Below are 20,676 nucleotides of genomic sequence, written 5' to 3'. Positions count from 1 at the left end.
AAAAGCGTTACCGTCGCACGTTCTCGCCGCGCGCGCTCCCGAACTCCCCCTCCCGATAGGCGAACTCGCCGCGAACCATCGTCCACTCCGGGAACACGCCCGCGAAGCCTTCGAACGGCGTCCACCCGCACTTCGAGTGCAGGTCGTCTCCCCGAATCTCCCGCACGTTCTCGGGGTCGACGAGCACCAAATCCGCGTCCCGGCCCGCCTCGATTCGCCCCTTCCGCGGGAGGTCGAAGATTCGGGCTGGATTCGCGGCCGTCACGTCCCGCACGCGCTCGTAGGACAGTTCGCCCTCCCGCGCGGCGTTCAGCAGGAGCGGGAGCGCCGTCTCGACGCCCGGAACGCCCGAGGGCGCGTCCCAGATGCCCGCGTCCTTCTCCTCGCGGGTGTGCGGCGCGTGGTCGGTCGCCACCACGTCCACTTTTCCCTCTCGGAGCCGCTCGAACACCGCTTCTCGCCGTTCTTCGGAGCGAAGCGGCGGGTTCATCCGCCCGAACGTCCCGAGGTCGTCGAGGTCGTCCCGCGAGAGGAAGAGGTGGTGGGGCGTCACCTCGCAGGTCGCGCCGCCCGCACGCGCCGCGTCCACGCCCTCCGGCGTGCTCGTGTGCGCGATGTGCACCTGCGCGCCCGACCCCTCCGCGACCTCGACCGCGCGCTCCACCGCCGCTTCCTCCGCCTCCGGCGTGCGGTACGCGCTCCACGCGTCGGCGTCCGAGCGCTCCCGGGCGTCCTCGGAGAACAGGTCGGCGTCCTCCGCGTGCACGGTGACGGGCACGTCCTCGTCGGCCGCGCGCTCCACCGCCGCCGCGAACAGCGCTGCGTCGATACCCATGTTTCCGGTCGAGTCCGCGAGGAACACCTCGCCGAGCGCGAACAGCGGCCGGTCGAACAGCGAGTCGGGATCCCAGTTCTCCGTGACGCCGCCGTTGACGCCGTACTCCACGAGCGACTCGCTCGCGAGTTCGTCCTTCTCGTCGAACGCCGCGCCCGTCACCGTCGGCGGATTCGTGTTCGGCTGGTCGACGACGGTGGTGACGCCGCCGGCGGCCGCCGACCGACTCCCCGTCGCCCACGTCTCCTTGTGGCTCGCGCCCGGCTGCCGGAAGTGGACGTGCACGTCTATCATCCCCGGCAGGAGGAGCTTCCCGTCCGCGTCCGCGAGCAGTTCGCCGTCCAGGTCGTCGCCCACGGCGTCGATGCGGCCGCCGTCGAGTCGAACGTCCACTCGGCGGCCGTCCGCGAGCGCCGCGTCCCGAATCACGCGCATACGTCGAGTGCGGCGAGTACCGGCCTAAGTCTGACGGACGCTCTCCACGCGGTGGTTCTCGCCCGCGAGCGCCGCCTCCAGTTCGGACAGCACTTCGACGGGGTCGGCCGTCGCGCCCGCGCGCTCCAGACTCCCGACCGACCGCGGGTCGAACGGCACGCCGAGCGCGCCGTACACGTCGTCCAGCACGCGCCCGATTTCGCGGTGGTCGTCGACCACCAGCACGCCGGAAACGAGCGCGGCGTTCGACGTGACGCGCTGCGCGACGCCCGCCAGCTTCCCCCGGTACTGGAGGCTGTACGCGCCCGGACAGAACGACTCCGGGGGTTCGCCGCGTTGGGCGGGCGCGCCGAGCCGCCAGCACGCCCGCTGCACGTCCGACACCATCGCCTCGTAGCGCTCTTCGAGACCCGTCCGGATGTCCGCGATGGGTTCGATGCGCGCGAACGCGACCGTGCTTCCCGTGTACGCCACCGCGCGCCCGCCGACGCTGCGCTCCACGGACGCGAACCCGTGCTCGCGCGCCGCCTCCCGCGCCGCCCGATACCCGTCCGCCCGGGCGTCCCGCCGCCCGAACGCCACCTGCCGATCCGGCCGCCACACGCGCACCGCCGGCTCCCCTGCCGCCCCGACCTGTTCCACGAGCCGCTTCGTCACCTCGCCGTCCCCCGTCCGGGTGTCCGCCACGCCACGAACCACGCGCATACCCCGTCCTTCGCGCGACACGGGTAAATGCGCTCGGTGTAACTCACGCGTATGGTCTGCCTGCCGGCCGCCGCCCTCGAACGCTACCCCCGGTTTTCCCTCTACAACTCGCCGTATCCCGCGCACGACGCCGGCCGCGCCATCGACCTCTACCCCGACTCGAACGACGCACCCAGCCCCGTCGCCGGCACCGTCACGCACGTCCGAACCGTCCGCTGCCCCCCGAAACCGTACGCGAGCGACCACGACCACCTCGTCGTCCTCGACACCGGCGACCACCTCGCGCGCGTCCTCCACGTCGAACCCGCCGTCGCGGTCGGCGACGAGGTCGCGGTCGGGGACGCCCTCGGCGAGCTGGTGCGCTCGGGGTTCTTCGCGCCCTGGGTGGACAACCACGTCCACCTCGGCTTCCGCGAGCGCGACGCCGACCCCGTGCGCGCGTCCGGCAACCTCCCTCTCGACGTCGACATCGACGTGCGCGGCGTCCCCTGGGACGGCACCGGTACCGTCGCCGAGACCGGCGAGACGTACGTCGCGCTCGACGCCCCCACTCATCCGGCTCCGGGAACGTTCGCGGCGGTCGGGAGCGACGACGGCCGCCCGCTCGACGGCGGCATCCCACACTACCGCCACGGCGGCGCGCTCGGCGGCGGCGACGACCCCATGACGCTCTTCGACACCGCGCTCGGAACGCCGGACGGCCGGGACGTGACGTGGGCGGGCGTCGCGGTGCGCGCGAACGACCGGCCAGCGACCGGCCTCTCCCTGTTCTGCGGCCGCGACGGCCTCCGCGCGAAACTCGTGTTCGCCGACGGCCACGACCTCGAACGAGGCGACGACGTGACCGTGACCCTCCGCCCGACCGACGACCCCGTTCGGCTGGACTAGCACATTCATCACTCCGGCCGTTCTGGGTCGCGTATGGACGTCGACAGATTCACCGCGACCTCGGAAACCGCGCTCCGCGCGCTCGAAGTCGTCGCCGCTTACGTGCTCGTCGGCCTGTTCGCCATCGGCGTCTTCGACCTCGGGCTGAGCATCCTGCAGCTCGCGCAGACCGGCGAACTCACCGAGACGAGCGCCGTCGTCGCCCTCATCGACGACGTCCTCCTCCTGTTCATCGTCGTCGAAATCTACCAGACCGTCGTCGCGTACGCCCGCGAGGAGTCCGTCGTCCGCATCGTCATCGTCGCCGGCGTCATCGCGGTCGCGCGAAAGATAATCGTCTTCCAGCCGACGGAGTACGGAATCCCCGAGGCCGCCTACGTCGCCGCCGGCTACGCCGTCCTCCTCGCCGTCCTCGTCGGTGCGCTCTACGTCGTCCGAACCACACCCCGCGAAGCCGGCTGGTAGCGACGCCTCCACGCGCCAGCGCCCCCGGAACGCCCACACGGGGCCTGCCGTCACGGCCTCGCGGGCGTACCAGTCGACTCGGGCCGCCCGCCGCTTCCCCGCGCCCGCCCACTCCACCGGGTCGCGCTCCTCCCCCTCGGCGTCCTTCCGGCCGCCCGGATACCGCGCGTCCCGCACCGCCCGAGTGGGGCCTTCCGCAGGTACGTCCGCGCCGTGTCCTTCCCCGCGACCTCCGGTCTCGATACGCCTCGAACGCCTCCCGAATCGCCGCCGCGCCCGCCGGCAGGTCGTCGAGGGAGTCCAGTCCGCCGGGGGTGGGAGGTCAGGCGAAGTCGATGTCGTCGCGCTCGGTGAGCTCGCCGAACAGCCAGTCGGCGTGCTCTACGGCGTACTCCTTGTGGTCGGGTTCGATGTAGCCGAGCGCGTCGGTGACGACGACGGGCCGGTAGTCGCGGAGGCCGGCGGAGGACGCGGTGTGGAGGACGCAGACGTTCGCGAGCGTCCCGCAGACGAGGAGGTCGTCGATCCCCCTCGCACTGAGCCAGCCGTCGAGTTCAGTCTCGTGGAACGCGTCGTAGGTGTGCTTTTCGACGACGTGGTCGGGGTCGGGGAGTTCGACGACGAGTTCGGCGTCCCAGGAGTCCTCGACGACGTGTTCGCCCCAGCGCTCGAACTCGTCGTAGTAGTGGGTGTCGTCGAACTGGCCGGGCGGGTGCACGTCCCGCGTGTAGACGACGCGGACGCCGGCATCGCGCGCGCGCTCGACGAGGGCCGCCACGGGGTCGACGGCGTCCCCGCTCGCGGGCGCGTACAGGCTTCCTTCGGGGTGGCAGAACCCGTTCTGCATGTCAACGACGACCAGCGCGGTTCGGTCGGGGTCGAACTCCATGTGCGGGGTGTCTGCCGCGGCCGGCAAAACGGTTACGCGCCCGACGTGTACGGGGTTTTAGTTGTTCGAGCGCCCTCCGTCGGTATGGACCGCCGACTACTCGCCGTCGCCCTGGTCGCGATGGTCGCCCTCGCGGGCTGTCAGAGCCCCTTCTCTTCCGAGGCGACGACGCCAGCGCCGACCGGTACGGACGCGACGACGACCCACCCGACGAACACGGACGGCACGACGACCGACGAGTACGCCGACCCCGAGACCGACCGCCTCGGCTGGGAGGGCGGCCGCTGGTACGACGAACCCGTTCAGGTCGACCGCTCGGACGGCCTGAACGACACCGAACTCGCCGCGGTCGTCAACCGGTCGATGGCGCGCGTCGAGCAGATCCGAGAACTGGAGTTCGAGCGGGCGGTTCCGGTCTCCATCATCACGCGCGCCGAGTTCCGGAACCAGACGCGGTCGGGCGGTGAGCCGCCGCGGAACGCGAGCCTCCACCAGAACGTGAAGTGGGAGGCCGTGTTCATGACGGGCGAGAACGAGAGCGCTATCGCCGCGCAGCGCTCGAACACCGCCGGGAGCGTCGGCGGCTACTACAGTCCGAGCGAAGACCGCATCGTCATCGTCTCCGACAGCGAGAACCCCCAGATGAACGAGGTGACGCTCGCTCAGGAGCTCTTCCACGCGCTCCAAGACCAGCGGTTCAACATCACGCGCTACGACCAGTCCACGACCGAATCCCACAACGCAATCGACGGCATCATCGAGGGCGACGGGAACTACGTGGACTACCTCTACGAACAGCGCTGTACGGACGACTGGAACTGCCTGCTGCCGCAGTCCTCCGGCGGCGGTGGGTCGGCGGCCGACCTCCACGTCGGCATGTACGCCATCACGTTCCAGCCGTACAGCGACGGCCCGCCGTTCGTCCAGCAGCTCCGCGAGCGCGGCGGCTGGGAGGCCGTGAACGCCGTCTACGAGAACCCGCCGGCGAGCACGGAGCAGACCATCCACCCCGCGACGTACGGCGAGGACGCGCCCACCGAGGTGACCGTCGCGGACACGAGCACCGCGGAGTGGTCGGTGCCCGAACTCGGCCCGAACAGCGTCGACTACGCGGAGTTCGGTGAGGCCGGGATGTACGTCGCGCTCTGGTACCAGAGCTACGTCGCGTCCAACGAGGCGAGCGCCCCGCGAACCGTCGCCGTTCCCTACCGGGACTTCTTCTCCGCGTCCGGCGAACTCGACGCGTACAACTACGCGCACGAGATGACGGCCGGCTGGGACGGCGACAAACTCGTGCCGTACGTCCGCGAGGGCTCCGCCGAGACGAACGAGACCGGCTACGTCTGGAAGTCCGTCTGGGACTCCCCGCAGGACGCTCAGGAGTTCGTCGAGGGCTACCGCGCCGTCCTCGACCACCTCGGCGCGACCGAGGTCTCCGCGAACACCTACCGGATTCCGGACGGGAAGTACGCGGACGCGTTCTCCATCCAGGTCTCCGGGAACACCGTGACTATCGTGAACGCGCCGACCGTCGGCGAACTCGACGACGTTCACGAGACCGCCTGACCGGCCGGCGACGGTAGCCTTTTCCTTCTCGTGGCCGCAGTAGTCGTGTGAACACTCGGCTCGCCGTCGTCCTCGGACTCGCGTGCCTGCTCGCGCTCGCGGGCTGTGCGAGCGCGCCGACGGACGACCCCACGCTCGTCGGCGCGACGGACGGACCCGCGGATCCCGCGTCCGACCGACTGGGCTGGGAGGAAGGCTACTGGTACAACGAATCGCTCCCCGTCACCGTCTCGGACGGCCTGAACGCGACCGAGCAGGACGCGGTCGTTCACCGCGCGATGGCGCGCGTCGAACACGTCCGGAGAATCGAGTTCGAGGCGGACGTACCCGTCTCCGTCATCAGTCGCGAGACGTATCGCGAGCAGACCGGCGGCGGCAGTGGCGGATCGGGCTCCGGCAGCGTGACGTTCGACGACGTGCGCTACGAGGCCTTGTTCCTCGTCGGCGAGACACGGAGTGGGAGCGAGCAGTCCTCGGAGACCACGTCGTCGAGCGTCGCTGGCTACTACAGCCCGAGCGCCGACCGCATCGTCGTCATCAGCGACACCGCGACGCCCGTGCTCTCCGAGACGACGCTCGGGCACGAACTCGTGCACGCGCTCCAGTACCGGAACTTCGACCTCGGCTTCTCGGGCTCCACGCTGGAAGCGCGGAGCGCCGCGCTCGGCCTCATCGAGGGCGACGCCGAACTCGTCGCGCAGCGCTACGAACGGCGCTGCGGCGGCGACTGGGAGTGCGTCAGCCAGCCCGCCTCCTCCGGCGGCAGCGGCGGGAGCGACGGCGGGTCGAGCGGGAGCGGCCTGCACTACGGCATCTACTTCACGCAGTACTTCCCGTACAGCGACGGCCCCGGATTCGTCGAGTCCGTTCTGGAGGACGGCGGCTGGGACGCCGTCGCCGGCCTCTACGAGAATCCGCCGAAGAGCGCGGAGCAGGTCGCCCAGCCCGGGGCGTACGGCGTGGACGAACCCACCGCCGTCGGCCTCCAGGATCGCTCCGACGGCGAGTGGACGCGGCTCACGCCGTCGCGGGGCGCGCCCTACGCCGAGTTCGGCGTCGCCGGTCTCACCGGGATGCTCGCGTATCCCGCCTACGAGTCCTCGATGGACGACACCGCGCCTCGGCGGTACGTCCTCAGCCCGAACGAGTTCCTGAACCTGAACGCGCAGGGGAACGTCGATTCGTCCGACCCCCTCAACTACACGACGACGCCCGTCGACGGCTGGGACGGCGACAAGCTCTACGCGTACAAAAATAGCGGCGACGCCGCGTACGTCTGGAAGTCCGTCTGGGACTCCCCGCGGGACGCCCGGCAGTTCGCCGCGACCTACCGCGACCTCCTCGCGTACTGGGGCGCGCAATCCCGGGGGAACGGCGTCTACGCGATTCCGGACGGCGCGAGCGCGTTCGCGGACGCCTTCTACGTCTCCACTTCCGGCGATACGGTGACCATCGTGAACGCGCCGACGGTCGGCGAACTGGACGACGTGCACGCCGGCACCCCCACGTCGTAGTCTTTTTCGACGCGGCGCGAGACCACCGGGTATGAGTGAGTCCCACGGCTTCGACATCGTGCCCACGGACGCCATCGCCGACGGCCGTGCGACGGACGCGTACTTCGACCGGACGCTCGAAACCCTCGAATACGCCGGGAAGAACCCTCGGGTCGTCGCGGAAGTCACCGCCGACCAGTTCCCGACCGGGGAGTTCGAGCTGTTCGCGGGCGTGAAGGACGCCGCCCACCTCCTCGCCGGCCGTCCAATCGACGTAGACGCGCTCCCCGAAGGAACGCTGTTCGACGGCGGCCCCGTCCTGCGCATCGAGGGCCGGTATCGCGACTTCGCGCGCTACGAGACGAGTCTCCTCGGTTTCCTCTCTCACGCGTCCGGGGTCGCAACCGCCGCGCTCGACGCCCGCCGCGCCGCCCCCGCGTCCCAAGTGCTCAGTTTCGGCGCGCGCCACGTCCATCCGAGCATCGCCGCGATGATAGAGCGCGCCGCCCTCCTCGCGGGCCTCGACGGCTTCAGTCACGCCGCCGCCGGCGACGTTCTGGGCCGCGAGGCGTCCGGGACGATGCCGCACGCGCTCGTCATCGCGTTCGGCGCGGGCCATCAGGAAGCGGCGTGGCGCGCGTTCGACGACGCCGTCCCGCCCGAGGTGCCGCGGGTCGCCCTCGTCGACACGTACTCCGACGAGAAGGACGAAGCCATCCGCGCCGCCGACGCGCTCGGGGACGCCCTCGACAGCATCCGCCTCGACACCACCGGCAGCAGGCGCGGGAACTTCGAACACATCATCCGCGAAGTCCGCTGGGAACTCGACGCCCGCGGCCGCGACGACGTGGGCGTATTCGTCAGCGGCGGCCTCGGCCCCAGCGACCTCGAAGAACTCCGCGAGTACGTCCAGGGGTTCGGCGTCGGCGGCTACGTCTCGAACGCCGATCCCGTCGACTTCGCGCTCGACATCGTCGAACGCGACGGCGAGCCCTGCGCGAAACGCGGGAAGCTCTCCGGGAAGAAAGACGTCTACCGCACCGACGACGGCGGGCACGAAGTCGCGCTCGCCGGCCGCGGCCCCGACGGCGCGGAGTCACTCCTCCGGCCGCTGATTCGGGACGGCGAACTGGTCAGGGAGTTCGACCTCGACGAGTCGCGAGAACACGTCCGCGAGGACGTCGAACGAGTCTTCTAGTTCGAGAGCTGCTCGACGCTTCCTTCCGGTTCGCGCTCCTGGAACACCTGTCCCTCGAACAGCGTCACCATCACGTCGTCGTCCTCCCACGCTCCGGGTTCGAGGCCGGCCTTCCGGCACGTGCGGTCGAGGTATTCGTAGACGCTCCAGTCGTTCTCCACGGGTACTGTCGGGTACATCCAGCCGTGCTGGCCGTTCCCGTCCACGGCGACGCCGTGCGTGCCGAGTTCGAGGTCTTCGTCCGGGTTGTCCGTGAGGAGGAGGTTGGAGACCGTGCAGACCGAGACCTTGATCGTCCCGAGCTCCGCGGGCTCGACCTCGGATCCACAGGAGTCGGCGCTCGCGGCCTTGATGGCGGCGTCGACGATGGCGTGACCGAGCTGCTTCGTGCCGTTCCCGAGCTCCCGGGCCGTCTCGTGTGCCCCCGCACACCCCCGGAGCCGGCCGCGGCCGCGTGTCGATTCGAGCCGGACGAACGCGCCCGTTCGGTTGTAGAACGCGTCCCGCATGCTGCCCGGCTGTTCTCGCTGCCCGTTGCGGACGAACGCCTCCACGGAGTCCCGTGCGAGTTCGACCGCCCGAGCGCCGTCTTCGAAGGAGAGGTGGACTGACTGGGCCTCGGACATTACGAAGGGATATATGTACGATTCCAACTTCAACCCTTCCCTTCACATCCACAATCGTGACAAACCGGGCTCGTCGCTCGTCGCCTCCGAAAACACGCTCTACAGTGATGTCAGGGGAGTGAACGAACCGCCGACCGGCCGTAAAACCCATCCCGGGTACCGAACGCCTTAACCCACGCTCGCCCCCACTATCAGTCGGGCAGCGGGAGTCCGGCTCCCGTGCACATGCATGAGGAAAGTCCCCCCACCGCCCGAGCAGGCGGCCGGACACACGTCCGGAGCGGGAGACCGCTGGCACTGGAACAGACACGACACGCCTCCCGGCGACCGAGGACGTGCGCGACCCCCGACGCAAGAAGGGGAAGTGAACCCACAGAGGGCAGACCCGGGAGAACCGATGGAACGGCCACCCCCGCCGGTGCAAGTCCGCGCGACGACGGTAGCTCGGGCACCCGCGCGGACGCTCAGCCGAATGCCGGACCGAACAGAAGGGGGCTTACTCCCCGCAGCTCACATTGTTCCCGCGAGCCACCGGCTCGCGCCCCGAAGCGACGCACCCCTCCACCCCTCACCCCGCGTGGATATTAACAACTGAAAGCCAAAATATTGTTAAACTACACCAATAAATCGCCGTTCTCTGACAGGGGAGTTAATAAGAACGTGCCTCGGACGTCTCGGTGATGAGCGACCACGGTCACGACCACTCGGGTCACGACCACGACGACGGAACCGACCACGCGTCCGGGGGCGCGAACATGCGCGGACTCGCCATCGCGCTCGGCATCAACACCGCGTTCTTCGCGGTCGAACTCGCCGGCGCGCTCTACGCGGACTCCCTCACGCTCCTCGCGGACGCCGTCCACATGATAACGGACTCCGCGAGCATCGCGCTCGCGCTGTTCGCCGCGTGGGTCGCCGCGCGGCCCGCCGACGAGAAACGCACCTACGGCTATCAGCGGGCCGAACTCCTCGGCGCGCTCGCGAACGGCGTCTTCCTCGTCCTCGTCGTCCTCTATATCCTCTACGACGCCGTGCAACGCTTCCAGAACCCGCAGCCCGTGAAACCCCTCGTCGTCGTCGCCATCGGCGTCTTCGGCCTCGCCGCGAACCTCGCCGCCGCCTACGCCATCCACGGCGGCCGCGAGAACCTCAACGTCAAGGGCGCGTACCTCCACCTCCTCGCCGACGCCGCCGGCAGCGTCGCGGCTATCGTCCTCGGCGTCGCGCTCTACTACACCGACTACCACGTCCTCGACCCGCTCTTCGCGGTGCTCATCGCCGCGCTCGTCCTCTACTCCGCGAAAGACCTCCTCGCCGAGAGCGTCCACCTCCTCCTCCAGGGAACCCCCGGCGACGTCGACATCGACGCCATCACCCGCCACCTCTGCAGTCTCGACGGCGTCACCGACGCCCACGACGTCCACGTCTGGGCGCTCTCCTCCGACGAGTACGCGCTCAGCGCGCACGTCGTCGTCACCGCGGACGCCGACCGCGACGCCGTGCTCGACGCGTGCCAGCACGACCTCGCCCACGAGTTCGGCATCGACCACGCCACCCTCCAACTCGAACGCCCCGACGGCTCGTGCGAAACAGCCGACATCGACTGCTACAGCGCCGAATAGGCCTCTTTCGCGTTCGCCTCTCGGTCGCGCCGTGTCGCGACTTCCCCCGCGAAGCCGTCCGCCCACCGGAACACGCGACGCCCCCACCTCGTTCCGACCCGGGTCGCTCGCTGCGCTCACGAGCCGCTCGTCAGAAAAACCTGGGCGGAAAACCGGCGCGCGGCGTTCGCCTCCTCAGCCGTCGAAGCCGTCCTCCCACCGGAACACGCCGTCCTTCTGCACGGTCTCGCCGTCCACTTCGAGGCGGCCGCCCGTCCGGAGGTCCGTGATGAGGTCGACGTGCACCGCGGAGTCGTTCGCTTCGCCCTCCCGGCCGTCCGGGAAGTTCGACGTGTACGCCCGGCCGAGCGCGAGGTGAACCGTCCCGCCCATCTTCTCGTCGAACAGGATGCTATCGGTTACGCGGTCGATGCCGCGGTTCATCCCGACGCCGAGTTCGCCGAGCCGACGTGCGCCCGCGTCCGTCTCCACGACCTCCCGGATGACGTCCTCGTTCTGCGCCGCGGCGTACTCGACGACCTCGCCGTCCTCGAACGTCAGGTGCACGTCCCGCACGCGCTTGCCGTTGATGGTCATCGGCACGTCGAACAGCACCTCGCCCTCGGTCGCGTACGGCGCGGTGAACACCTCGCCCGACGGGAGGTTGTGCGAATCGTACGCGACGCTCGCACACGAGTTCACGGCGACCCGGTCGTCGATGCGCATCGTCAGATCCGTCTCCTCGGAGACGATGCGAACCTCCTCGCCGCCGTCCAGAACCTCCTTGAGTTTCGCCTGTTCGTCCGCGAGTTCCTGCCAGTCCCGGTTCACAGCCGCGTACACGAAGTCCCGGTAGGCCTCGTAGCTCATCCCGGCCTGCTGGGCGAGCGACCGCGTCGGGTGCACCGTGCTCACCCAGTCGGTGTCCATGCGGGCCTCCCGAATCCCCTCGCGGGCCTTGCTGTACGCCTGCCGGGTCTCCGCCGGAACGTCCGCGCTCGCGGCGGTGTTCCGGCCGCCGCCCAGTCGGAGCACGGCGTCCGCGTGCTCGTAGAGCGCGCGCTCGAACTCCGGGTTCTCGTCGAAGTCGCCGTCGTGACCGCGGAGGTACGCCCGCGACACCTCCGCCGACCCGTACGTCGTGTGCACGTTCGCGCCGCGCTCCCCGAGCGCTTCCGCGACCGCGACGCCCAGTTCGTGCGCGTCCTCCGCCACCGAGAGCACCACGTCGTCGCCCTCGCTGATTCGCGCGCTCCAGTCCACCAGCGTCTCCGCGTGCTCCCGCACTCGGTCGTCCATACAGTCGCTCACGCCGCCGCCCGCAAAAACAATCGGGTTCGCCGCGGGCTATCCGGGTCTGTCCGCGTCGAGTCCCCGCCAGTAGGCGAGGTAGAGCGCGTACGTTCCGCCGATGAGCGGAACGAGTGAGAGTACGGCGACGACGTCGTCAACTGGACTGGTGAGCCAGCGATCCGCAGCTTGCAGGAGCAGGACGGCGAACCCCGGTCCGCCGAGAGCGAGGCCGCGGAGGAACGACTCCCGGTCTCGGTCGCCCCGCCGATACCGCCAGTACGCGTACCCGAACAGAACCGGGAACGCGACGAGGCCCACGGCGACCAGCCACGTGAGGAGCGTCACGTTCACGGCGTCACCGCCCAGCTCCCCCAATCTTTCGCCGACGCGGCGCAGCGGGCCGGTGGCGGCGTGCGGTGGATTTCGAGACAGTACGCTGGTAAGTACGGATTGGCGGTCGCGGCGCGGGCGGCCTGTGGCGCGGAATAGGCGGGGATGCAGTGCGGGATTCCTCTCCGCTTCCGCGCGGCGCGGCTTCGCCGCGCCGCCTTTTTATCGCCAGAACGCATCGCGCTCTGGCTGAACAGCCAGAAGTCGAAGACTTCTGGCAGTGGTGAAGATTTTTGCGGGGCGCGGGTCGCGTCAGCGACCCCGACCCGGAAAACGGTTCAGGGGTAGACGAGCACCGTCCCGAACTCGGTTTCGCGGACGGCGACTTCCTCGCCGGATTCGGCGCGGTAGTCCTCCTCGATGTCGACCATCTCGGGGTCGAGTTCGACGGTTTCGCCGTCGAGGTCGAGCGGTATCGAGCCCTCGGTCTTCCGGGCTTTGATGACGGCGGGGTCGGCTTCCTGGAGCGCCTGGATGACGGCGCCGGCCTGACTCCGGAACTCGGGGCCGATGAGGGAGTCGTCTGGGTCGACGTCGACGGGGACGAGTTCGACGTTCGGCCGCCCGGACTCGATTTTCACGGGGGCGTTGACCGTCTCGGAGAGGTCGTAGGTGTCGATCGGCCCCTCCACGTCGGTTTCGAGGTAGAGTTCGATGCGGTCGAGTTCGGCGTTCAGCGGGCGGCCGGTCTCGGACTTCCACGCGCGCACGTCGCTCGCGGTCTCGGCGATGACGCCGCCTTTCGATTCGGCGTTCTCGTCGTAGAACTCGAGGTCGGGCCACTCGGCGTTGTGGACGCTGCCCTCGGTGCCGGGAAGGTACGTCCAGAGCTCCTCGGCGAGGTGGGGGCTGAACGGCGCGAGCATTCGCGTGACGGCGGAGACGGTGGTGTAGAGCGCGTGCCGGGCGGCGTCCCGCTCGCCGGGCCGGCCGTTGTAGAGGCGTCCCTTCGCGAGTTCGACGTAGTCGTCCGCGAGGTCGTTCCACGCGAACTCGCGGAGTTCGCGGAGCGCCGCGTCGAACCGGTACGCCTCCATCTCGGCTTCGACGTCGTCCGCGACCCGGGTGAGCTTGGAGAGAATCCAGTCGTCGGCGTCCCGGTACGCGGGCGCGTCGATGTCGGGCGTGTCCTCGTCGAAGTGCCCGCTCGCGAACTGGAAGATGTTCCAGAGTTTCGTCAAAAAGCGGCTCGCGGACTTCGCTTCCTTCCACTGGAACTGCACGTCGCTCCCGGGCTGGCCGCCGAGCGCGAGCGCCTGCCGGAGCGCGTCCGCGGAGTACTCGTCGACGGCGTCGTCGGGCGCGACGACGTTCCCGCGGCTCTTACTCATCTTGTTGCCGTCCGGCCCGAACACCATGCCGTTCACGAGGATGTCGTCCCAGGGTTTCTCGCCGGTGAGCGCGCCGGTGCGGAGGAGCGTGTAGAACGCCCACGTCCGGATGATGTCGTGTCCCTGCGGGCGCAGCGAGACCGGTTCGAACTCGTCGAGGTCGATGTCCTGCGGCCAGCCGGAGACGTGGAGTGGCGTGATGGAGGAGTCCATCCACGTGTCCATCACGTCGGTCTCGCCCGTCCACTCGGTCGCACCGCATTCCGGGCAACTTCCGACGGCGGGGTCTTCCTCGGTGGGGTCGATCGGCGTCTCGGCGGCGTCCGCGATGTGCCAGTGTCCGCAGTCCTCGCACTCCCACGCGGGAATCGGCGTCGCGAACACGCGCTGCCGCGAGATGACCCAGTCCCACTCCATGCCCTCCGCCCAGTCCACGAGGCGGTCGTGCATGTGCTCGGGAATCCACTCCACGTCCTCCGCGAGATCGAGCACGAGGTCTTCGTCCACCTCGACGAACCACTGTTCCTTCGAGAGAATCTCGATGGGCGTGTCGCACCGCCAGCACGCGCCCACTGACTGCTCGGTGGGTTCGGTGTCGTTCAGGTAGCCCTCGGCGTCGAGGTCGTCGGCGATGGCGTCCTTCGCCTCGTCGATGGTGAGGCCGGCGTAGTCGCCGGCGTCCTCGTTCAGGTGGCCGTCCTCCGTGAAGACGGCGCGCAGGTCGAGGTCGTACTCGGCCCACCAGTCCACGTCCTGTTTATCGCCGAACGTACAGATCATCACAGCGCCCGACCCGAAGTCGGGGTCGACCTCGTCGTCCTCGATGATGTCGACTTCGTGGCCGAACAGCGGCACCTCGAACGTGTCGTCCTCGCGGCCGTCGTACCGGTCGTCGTCGGGGTGGACGGCCATTGCGACGCACGCCGCCATCAGTTCGGGGCGGGTCGTGGCGATTTCGAGGTCGTCGTTGCCGACTCCGGGGAAGGTGACGTAGTGGAGGGTTCCGTCGCGTTCGATGGGTTCGACTTCCGCGTCGGCGATGGCGGTCTCGCAGCGCGGACACCAGTTCACGGGGTGTTCGTCCCGGTACACCATGCCCTGATCGGCCATCTCCGTGAAGGAGTGCTGGGTCTTCCCCCAGTACTCGGGGTCCATCGTCCGGAACTCGTGGTTCCAGTCCTGACTGAACCCGAGTTCCTGCATCGTCGACTTCATGGACGCGATCTGGGCGTTGGTGTGCTCGATGCAGAGGTCGCGGAACTCCTGGCGGGACACGTCCGTGCGGTGGATGTCCTCGTTCTCTTCGACCTTCACTTCGGTCGGGAGGCCGTGGCAGTCCCAGCCCTGCGGGAACAGCACGTCGCGGCCCTGCATGCGGTGGTAGCGCGCGGCGAAGTCCATGTAACTCCAGCCGAGCGCGTGCCCGATGTGGAGGTTCCCCGTGGGGTACGGCGGCGGCGTGTCGATGACGTACGCGGTGTCGGCGTCGCCGTCGTACGCGTAGGTTTCCTCGTCGAGCCATCGCTCTTGGAGGCGCGGTTCGAGTTCGTCGGGGTCGTAGTCCGCTGGAACGTCTGTCATGACTTGAGAGTCGTCGCTGGTCGGTCGTGGGCGGTCCGCGCGTCAGAAACGGCGAGGGCGTTATCCACGTACTACCGAGAGAGCGACGCGCATACCCGAATCGTGCGGTCGTGCGTGCTTAAAAGTTCCCGTCCCCGGCGTTTAGGCTTGCCAAAAAATCGGTGGATTCTTATTGTTTAGGCTAACCTAAACGAGTATGGATCGACGGAAGTTCCTCGGAACCGCGGGTGTCGCCCTCGGCGCCGCCCTCGCCGGCTGTCAGAGCTATACTAACTCGAACACGGACCCGGATACGGACGGCACGTCCCATACTGTCTCGATGGAGCCGATGGGGGAGGTCGGCTTTGACGGCGTCCCCGACACGTGGATTGCGAACAACGGCAGCTACGCCGACATGGGGCTCGCGCTCGGCGTCGAGGAGCCGAAAGCGCTCTGGCTGAAGGGGCGCTGGCACACGAACTACTACGACGAGATTCCCGACGTCTCAGCCGACAAGAGCGACACTATCTCGCTCTATCAGGACGGCGTCTCGAAGGAGCGGTTCTACTCGCTCGAACAGGAACACGGCATCGACGTGCAGGTGTTCGACCCGAACTTCCTCGTCAACCGCTTCGGCTGGAAGCAGGCGGACGTTGATGAGATAGTGAACGGCGTCGCGCCCGTCATCGGGAACTCCATCTTCTCCCAGACCTACCCCTGGCACGAGGACTACCGGTACTACACGCTGTACGAGGCGTTCGAGAAGGTCGCGCAGGTATTCCAGGAGCAGGAGCGCTACGAGGCCTTCGCGAGCCTGCACGACGACTTCCAGTCGAACCTCGACTTCGTCCCCACCACCGACTCCGAGCGCCCGCGCATCGCCATCCTCTGGCCGGCCTCCGAGTCCTCGTTCTACCCCTACCTCGTCGGCGGCGGCACGAGCCACAAGCAGTGGCGCGACCTGAACGTCCGGGACGCGCTCGCGGAGGCGAACGTCCAGGACTTCCTCTCCAGTCGCGGCACCATCGACTACGAGACCCTGCTCGAAGTCGACCCGGACGCGCTCATGATTCGCGGCCGCGAGAGCATGACCGCCTCGGAGTTCCAGGAGTCCGTCGTCGCGCCGATGAAGGAGGACAACACGGCGAGCCAGCTCACGGCCGTCCAGAACGGCGACGTGTACCGCGGCGGCCCGCTCTACCAGGGTCCGATTTCGAACCTCGTCGTGACACAGCGCGCCGCCGAACAGCTCTACGATGTCGAAGAGATGCTCTACGACCCGCAGCGCGTCTCCGACATCGTGACCGGGAACGCCTAACCGCAATGGATTTAGGCGTCCCTAAGATTTCTTGGGATAGATGACGCAAGCCCGAGGACGAGTGACCGCCCACGTACGGGGGTCGCTCGATGAGTAACGAGACGAACACGCGCGAGTCGCTCCGCTCGCTCGTCGCACCGCGCGATAAGCGCCTCCTGACGCTCATCGCCGGCAGCGTCGTCGCCGTGCTCGCCGCGGGCTTCGTGCAGGTCTGGTTCGGGTCGTACGAGATGACCGTCGCGCAGACGTTCTCCGTCGTCACGAACCCGCGCGTCGTGTTCAACCCCGACGTGTGGTCGGCCGCACTGCTCGGGAACGAGTTCCCCGAGTGGATGACGACGCCCCAGATAATCGTCTGGAACATCCGGATGCCGCGCGTGTTCGTCGGGATTCTCGTCGGGATGAACCTCGCCGTCTCCGGCGCGGTGTTCCAGGCCGTCACGCGCAACGAACTCGCGAGCCCCTACATCCTCGGCGTCAGCGGCGGCGCGGGACTCGCCGTCCTCCTCACGCTCGTGTTCTTCTCCAGCGCGTACGTCGTCCTCCCCGTCGTCGGCGTCCAGTTCTCCGCGCTCCCGTTCGCGGCGGCGGTCGGCGGCTCCATCGCCTTTTTCCTCGTGTACGCCATCGCCTGGCAGGGCGGCACGAGTCCCGTCCGCCTCGTCCTCGCGGGCGTCATCGTCGCCACAATCTTCCAGTCCCTCCAGACGGGCCTGTTCTACTTCCTCGACAGCACGGCGGCCGTGAAGACGGCCATCGCGTGGACGACCGGCTCCCTCACCGGCGTGGACTGGGAGCAGTTCCGGCTCGCCGCGCTCCCCACGCTGTTCGTCGTGCCCGCTATCTTCCTCGCCGCCCGCCACCTGAACGTCCTCCTCCTGGGCGAGGACACCGCGCGCTCGCTCGGAATGTCGGTCGAACGCGTCCGGTTCGGCGTGTCCACGCTCGCTATCCTCGCCGCCGCGACCGCGGTCTCCGTCGCGGGCCTCGTCGGGTTCGTCGGCCTCGTCGTCCCGCACGCCGTCCGCACCGTCGTCGGCAGCGACTACCGACGGCTCGTCCTCGGATCGATATTCCTCGGGCCCGCACTCGTCGTCGTCGCGGACGTGGTCGCGCGCCTCGCGCTGATGCCCGTGCAGATCCCGGTCGGGATCGTCACCGGCCTCATCGGCGGCCCGTACTTCCTCTACTTGATGCGCCGGAACGGCGACGTCAGCGAGTTCTAACCATGTCACGCACCCACCCCGCCGAATCCACCGACGGCACCGCGAGCGAAACACCGGACGCGAAGCTCCGCGCGAGCGACCTCGAACTCCGGTACGCGACCGTCGGCGAACCCGTCGTCGACTGCGACACGCTCGTCGTCCCCGAGGGCGAGATAACCGCGCTCGTCGGGCCGAACGGCAGCGGGAAAAGCACGCTCCTGCGGGGGCTCGCCCGCCACCTCGCGCCCGCGGACGGCGACATCGTGCTCGACGGCCAGGACATCGCCGACCTCGGCGACAAGGAGTTCGCGCGCGAACTCGGCCTGCTCTCCCAGGAGAACAACGCGCCCGGCGGCATCACCGTCGAAGACCTCGTCCACCACGGCCGCTATCCCCACAAGGGCTTTTTCGACGGGCGAACGGGCGAGGACGAGGACGCGGTCGAGCGCGCGCTCGAACTCACGGGCGTCACGCACCTCCGCGACGAGGACCTCGGGAACCTCAGCGGCGGCCAGAAACAGCTCGTGTGGATCGCGATGACGCTCGCCCAGCAGACCGACACCATCCTGTTGGACGAACCGACGACGTTCCTCGACCTCCACCACCAACTGCGCGTGATGGACGTCATCCACGAGCTCAACGCGGAGCGGGACGCGACGGTCTGCGTCGTCCTGCACGACCTCCAGCAGGCGGCGCGGTTCGCGGACTACCTCGTCGCCCTGCGGGACGGCCAGGTGTACGACTGGGGGCCGCCGGAGGACGTGGTGACGGAGGAACTGCTCGCGGACGTGTTCGGCGTGGACGCCGCGGTGGACTTCGACGGCGGCGACCCCCGCATCCTCCCGCGGCGGGCGTTAGACCGCTAGGCTGGCCGCTACCACAGCCCTCATCCCCCTGGTTCTCGACGTACGGATAGATGTCTACGCCGGAGGACAGCGTGTTCGACACGTACCGCGACCGCGTCGAACGACCGCTCTATCGGTTGTTCTCGGAGTACGGTCTGTCGGAGTGGCGGTATTTCGCGGGCGGGATGGCGGCGAACGTCGTCGCGCGCGCCGCGAGCCTCCTCCCGCCGCTCCTGCTGGGGACGGCTATCGACAGCGTGTTCACGAGCGAGTCGGCGTTCTCGCTCCCCGTCGTGCCCGCGTCGTGGCTGCCCGCGACCGCGCCCGACGCGGCGCAGTTCCAGTTCGCGGCCGTCGCCATCGCCGTCTCCTTCTTCGTGACAGCGGTGTTCACGTGGCTGTACGGCGTGGCGGCGAACCTGTTCGCGCACCGCGTGATGCACGCCGTGCGGACGGACTCCTTCGAGAAGATGCAGCGTCTCGACATGACGTTCTTCGACGACAAGCAGACGGGAGAGGTCATGTCCGTCCTGAACAACGACGCCTCGAATCTCGAAGTCTTCCTCGACAACGCCCTCCAGAACACCGCGCGGCTCGCCGTGATGGTCGTCGGTATCGCCGGCATCATGTTCTGGATGAACTGGCAGCTCGCAATCGTGACGCTCGCCGCGATTCCGCTCATCGTCGTCCTCACGCTCTGGTTCATGCGAGCGGTCGAACCCCGGTACGTCGCGCAGCGACAGAGCATCGGCGACCTCAACACCCGCCTGGAGAACGCGCTCTCCGGCGTCGAGCTCGTGAAGACCTCGAACACCGAAGCCTACGAGACCGCGCGCGTCCGCGACGCGTCCTACAGTTTCTTCCGGGACACGATGAGCGTCCTGAAGCTCAACTACCTCTACCGGCCGGGCATGGAACTGCTCGCCGGCCTCTCCTTTGCAGTAACCTTTGTCGTCGGCGGCATCTGGCTATTCCAGGGGCCGCCGCTGTTCTTCTCGGGCACGCTCTCCACCGGCGAGTTCGTGACGTTCATCCTGCTCACCCAGCGGTTCGTCACGCCGCTCGCCGAGGTGTCGAACATCGTCGACCAGTACGAGAACGCGAAGGCGTCCTCGGAGCGCGTGTTCGGCCTGCGCGACATCCCCGTCCGCATTCAGGACGACGCCGACGCCACCGACATCTCGCCCGTCGAGGGCCGCGTCGAGTACGACGACGTGACGTTCGGCTACGAGAGCGACCCCTACGGCGACCCCGGCGACGACACCCCCGGCTCGCTCGCCGACGAGGACGTCATTCTCGACGGCGTGAGCTTCGACGCCGACCCCGGCGAGACCACCGCGCTCGTCGGGCCCACCGGTGCGGGGAAGTCCACGATTCTGAAACTCCTGCTTCGGCTCTACGACGTGGATGGCGGCGAAATCCGCGTGGACGGCCACGACATCCGGGACGTGACCCTCGAAAGTTTGCGCGGTGCTATCGGGTACGTCGGCCAGGACACCTTCCTGTTCGACGGCACCATCGCGGAGAACATCACGTACGGCGAGTTCGACGCCGACCGCGAGGACGTAGTGGAGGCCGCGAAGGCCGCGGAAGCCCACGAGTTCATCACGGAGATGCCGGACGGCTACGACACCCGGGTCGGCGAGCGCGGCGTGAAGCTGTCGGGCGGCCAGCGCCAGCGCGTCAGCATCGCTCGCACCGTTCTCCACGACCCCCAGATTCTGCTTCTGGACGAGGCCACGTCCGCGGTGGACACCGAGACGGAGTTCCTCATCCAGCGCAGTCTCGACCGGCTGAGCGAGGATCGCACCACGTTCAGTATCGCGCACCGGCTCTCCACCGTGAAGAACGCCGACCAGATCCTCGTCGTGGAGGCGGGCGAAATCGCGGAGCGCGGCACGCACGGAGAACTCCTCGACGCCGAGGGCGTGTACGCGGCGCTCTGGGACGCGCAGACGGGCGACCGCGACCGCCTCAAACGGGAACTCGACGTCGAGACGTAATCACCCACCGCTAAGAGGGCGGCGACTCCC

General features: G+C 68.6%; 17 protein-coding genes and 1 other RNA gene. 11 read left to right on the top strand and 7 right to left on the bottom strand.

Annotation, left to right across the window (positions count from 1 at the left end; translation table 11 throughout):
* Positions 1–7: 7 nt before the first annotated feature.
* Both FQU85_RS03800 and FQU85_RS03795 read right to left on the bottom strand, forming a co-directional pair.
* Complete coding sequence (locus FQU85_RS03800) at positions 8–1,270, bottom strand: dihydroorotase (RefSeq protein ID WP_145844505.1); 1,263 nt, start codon at positions 1,268–1,270, stop codon at positions 8–10.
* A 24-nt stretch (positions 1,271–1,294) separates the two neighbouring features.
* On the bottom strand, positions 1,295–1,975 hold the full coding sequence (locus tag FQU85_RS03795) for a lipoate--protein ligase family protein (protein WP_145844500.1): 681 nt from the start codon (positions 1,973–1,975) through the stop codon (positions 1,295–1,297).
* A gap of 51 nt (positions 1,976–2,026) precedes the next feature.
* Here FQU85_RS03795 and FQU85_RS03790 point away from each other — a divergent pair, with 51 nt between their 5' ends.
* Positions 2,027–2,863 (top strand): hypothetical protein, encoded by an 837-nt coding sequence (locus FQU85_RS03790; protein WP_145844497.1) that lies wholly within the window; start codon positions 2,027–2,029, stop codon positions 2,861–2,863.
* Positions 2,864–2,896: 33 nt separating this feature from the next.
* Positions 2,897–3,328: a phosphate-starvation-inducible PsiE family protein gene (locus tag FQU85_RS03785; protein ID WP_145844492.1), complete on the top strand. Its 432-nt coding sequence runs from the start codon at positions 2,897–2,899 to the stop codon at positions 3,326–3,328.
* Positions 3,329–3,650: 322 nt separating this feature from the next.
* Here FQU85_RS03785 and FQU85_RS03780 read toward each other — a convergent pair whose 3' ends face one another.
* Positions 3,651–4,217: a cysteine hydrolase family protein gene (locus FQU85_RS03780; protein ID WP_145844489.1), complete on the bottom strand. Its 567-nt coding sequence runs from the start codon at positions 4,215–4,217 to the stop codon at positions 3,651–3,653.
* A gap of 84 nt (positions 4,218–4,301) precedes the next feature.
* Between FQU85_RS03780 and FQU85_RS03775 the strand changes: the two genes are divergently transcribed.
* The 3 genes from FQU85_RS03775 to FQU85_RS03765 are packed head-to-tail and all read left to right on the top strand — an operon-like array spanning position 4,302 to position 8,474.
* Complete coding sequence (locus FQU85_RS03775) at positions 4,302–5,783, top strand: Hvo_1808 family surface protein (protein ID WP_145844486.1); 1,482 nt, start codon at positions 4,302–4,304, stop codon at positions 5,781–5,783.
* Positions 5,784–5,830: 47 nt separating this feature from the next.
* Positions 5,831–7,297, top strand: a complete 1,467-nt coding sequence (locus FQU85_RS03770) for an Hvo_1808 family surface protein (protein WP_145844484.1) — start codon at positions 5,831–5,833, stop codon at positions 7,295–7,297.
* Positions 7,298–7,328: 31 nt separating this feature from the next.
* The gene (locus tag FQU85_RS03765; protein WP_145844481.1) at positions 7,329–8,474 is read left to right on the top strand and encodes a nicotinate phosphoribosyltransferase; all 1,146 of its coding nucleotides are present in this window, start codon (positions 7,329–7,331) and stop codon (positions 8,472–8,474) included.
* Here FQU85_RS03765 and FQU85_RS03760 read toward each other — a convergent pair.
* Positions 8,471–9,100 (bottom strand): TIGR00296 family protein, encoded by a 630-nt coding sequence (locus FQU85_RS03760; protein ID WP_145844479.1) that lies wholly within the window; start codon positions 9,098–9,100, stop codon positions 8,471–8,473. The genes FQU85_RS03765 and FQU85_RS03760 overlap by 4 nt on opposite strands.
* 198 nt (positions 9,101–9,298) lie before the next feature.
* On the opposite strand from FQU85_RS03760, the gene rnpB reads away from it, so the two are divergent.
* Both rnpB and FQU85_RS03750 read left to right on the top strand, forming a co-directional pair.
* Positions 9,299–9,611, top strand: an RNA gene (gene rnpB / locus FQU85_RS03755) — RNase P RNA component.
* 169 nt (positions 9,612–9,780) lie between these two features.
* On the top strand, positions 9,781–10,722 hold the full coding sequence (locus FQU85_RS03750; RefSeq protein ID WP_145844475.1) for a cation diffusion facilitator family transporter: 942 nt from the start codon (positions 9,781–9,783) through the stop codon (positions 10,720–10,722).
* Between the two features lie 174 nt (positions 10,723–10,896).
* On the opposite strand, the gene FQU85_RS03745 is transcribed toward FQU85_RS03750, so the two are convergent.
* The 3 genes from FQU85_RS03745 to FQU85_RS03735 form a co-directional block, all read right to left on the bottom strand.
* The gene (locus FQU85_RS03745) at positions 10,897–12,000 is read right to left on the bottom strand and encodes an aminopeptidase (protein ID WP_145844472.1); all 1,104 of its coding nucleotides are present in this window, start codon (positions 11,998–12,000) and stop codon (positions 10,897–10,899) included.
* 48 nt (positions 12,001–12,048) lie between these two features.
* On the bottom strand, positions 12,049–12,345 hold the full coding sequence (locus tag FQU85_RS03740) for a hypothetical protein (protein ID WP_145844468.1): 297 nt from the start codon (positions 12,343–12,345) through the stop codon (positions 12,049–12,051).
* A gap of 317 nt (positions 12,346–12,662) precedes the next feature.
* Positions 12,663–15,296, bottom strand: coding sequence for a valine--tRNA ligase (locus FQU85_RS03735; RefSeq protein ID WP_145844466.1), 2,634 nt, complete (start codon positions 15,294–15,296; stop codon positions 12,663–12,665).
* Positions 15,297–15,492: 196 nt separating this feature from the next.
* On the opposite strand from FQU85_RS03735, the gene FQU85_RS03730 reads away from it, so the two are divergent.
* From FQU85_RS03730 to FQU85_RS03715, 4 genes are all read left to right on the top strand, one after another.
* Positions 15,493–16,593: an ABC transporter substrate-binding protein gene (locus FQU85_RS03730; protein WP_145844464.1), complete on the top strand. Its 1,101-nt coding sequence runs from the start codon at positions 15,493–15,495 to the stop codon at positions 16,591–16,593.
* Between the two features lie 89 nt (positions 16,594–16,682).
* Entirely contained in the window at positions 16,683–17,819 is a 1,137-nt protein-coding gene (locus FQU85_RS03725; protein ID WP_145844462.1) for an iron ABC transporter permease, read from the top strand.
* Between the two features lie 2 nt (positions 17,820–17,821).
* Positions 17,822–18,664: an ABC transporter ATP-binding protein gene (locus FQU85_RS03720; protein ID WP_145844459.1), complete on the top strand. Its 843-nt coding sequence runs from the start codon at positions 17,822–17,824 to the stop codon at positions 18,662–18,664.
* 50 nt (positions 18,665–18,714) lie between these two features.
* Positions 18,715–20,646, top strand: coding sequence for an ABC transporter ATP-binding protein (locus tag FQU85_RS03715; RefSeq protein ID WP_145844457.1), 1,932 nt, complete (start codon positions 18,715–18,717; stop codon positions 20,644–20,646).
* Positions 20,647–20,676: the final 30 nt, after the last annotated feature.

It is taken from the genome of Salarchaeum sp. JOR-1 (genome assembly GCF_007833275.1).
In the GTDB taxonomy this organism is placed as follows: Archaea; Halobacteriota; Halobacteria; order Halobacteriales; family Halobacteriaceae; genus Salarchaeum.
The sequence above is the reverse complement of the archived record's forward strand: the minus strand, read 5'-3'. Positions and strand labels throughout refer to the sequence as shown.

Excerpts from the sequence above, each read along its gene's own strand:
- FQU85_RS03800 (WP_145844505.1), bottom strand. The coding sequence starts at position 1,270 with ATGCGCGTGATTCGGGACGCGGCGCTCGCGGACGGCCGCCGAGTGGAC.
- FQU85_RS03795 (WP_145844500.1), bottom strand. The coding sequence starts at position 1,975 with ATGCGCGTGGTTCGTGGCGTGGCGGACACCCGGACGGGGGACGGCGAG.
- FQU85_RS03790 (WP_145844497.1), top strand. The coding sequence starts at position 2,027 with ATGGTCTGCCTGCCGGCCGCCGCCCTCGAACGCTACCCCCGGTTTTCC.
- FQU85_RS03785 (WP_145844492.1), top strand. The coding sequence starts at position 2,897 with ATGGACGTCGACAGATTCACCGCGACCTCGGAAACCGCGCTCCGCGCG.
- FQU85_RS03780 (WP_145844489.1), bottom strand. The coding sequence starts at position 4,217 with ATGGAGTTCGACCCCGACCGAACCGCGCTGGTCGTCGTTGACATGCAG.
- FQU85_RS03775 (WP_145844486.1), top strand. The coding sequence starts at position 4,302 with ATGGACCGCCGACTACTCGCCGTCGCCCTGGTCGCGATGGTCGCCCTC.
- FQU85_RS03765 (WP_145844481.1), top strand. The coding sequence starts at position 7,329 with ATGAGTGAGTCCCACGGCTTCGACATCGTGCCCACGGACGCCATCGCC.
- FQU85_RS03760 (WP_145844479.1), bottom strand. The coding sequence starts at position 9,100 with ATGTCCGAGGCCCAGTCAGTCCACCTCTCCTTCGAAGACGGCGCTCGG.
- FQU85_RS03750 (WP_145844475.1), top strand. The coding sequence starts at position 9,781 with ATGAGCGACCACGGTCACGACCACTCGGGTCACGACCACGACGACGGA.
- FQU85_RS03745 (WP_145844472.1), bottom strand. The coding sequence starts at position 12,000 with ATGGACGACCGAGTGCGGGAGCACGCGGAGACGCTGGTGGACTGGAGC.
- FQU85_RS03735 (WP_145844466.1), bottom strand. The coding sequence starts at position 15,296 with ATGACAGACGTTCCAGCGGACTACGACCCCGACGAACTCGAACCGCGC.
- FQU85_RS03730 (WP_145844464.1), top strand. The coding sequence starts at position 15,493 with ATGGATCGACGGAAGTTCCTCGGAACCGCGGGTGTCGCCCTCGGCGCC.
- FQU85_RS03725 (WP_145844462.1), top strand. The coding sequence starts at position 16,683 with ATGAGTAACGAGACGAACACGCGCGAGTCGCTCCGCTCGCTCGTCGCA.
- FQU85_RS03720 (WP_145844459.1), top strand. The coding sequence starts at position 17,822 with ATGTCACGCACCCACCCCGCCGAATCCACCGACGGCACCGCGAGCGAA.
- FQU85_RS03715 (WP_145844457.1), top strand. The coding sequence starts at position 18,715 with ATGTCTACGCCGGAGGACAGCGTGTTCGACACGTACCGCGACCGCGTC.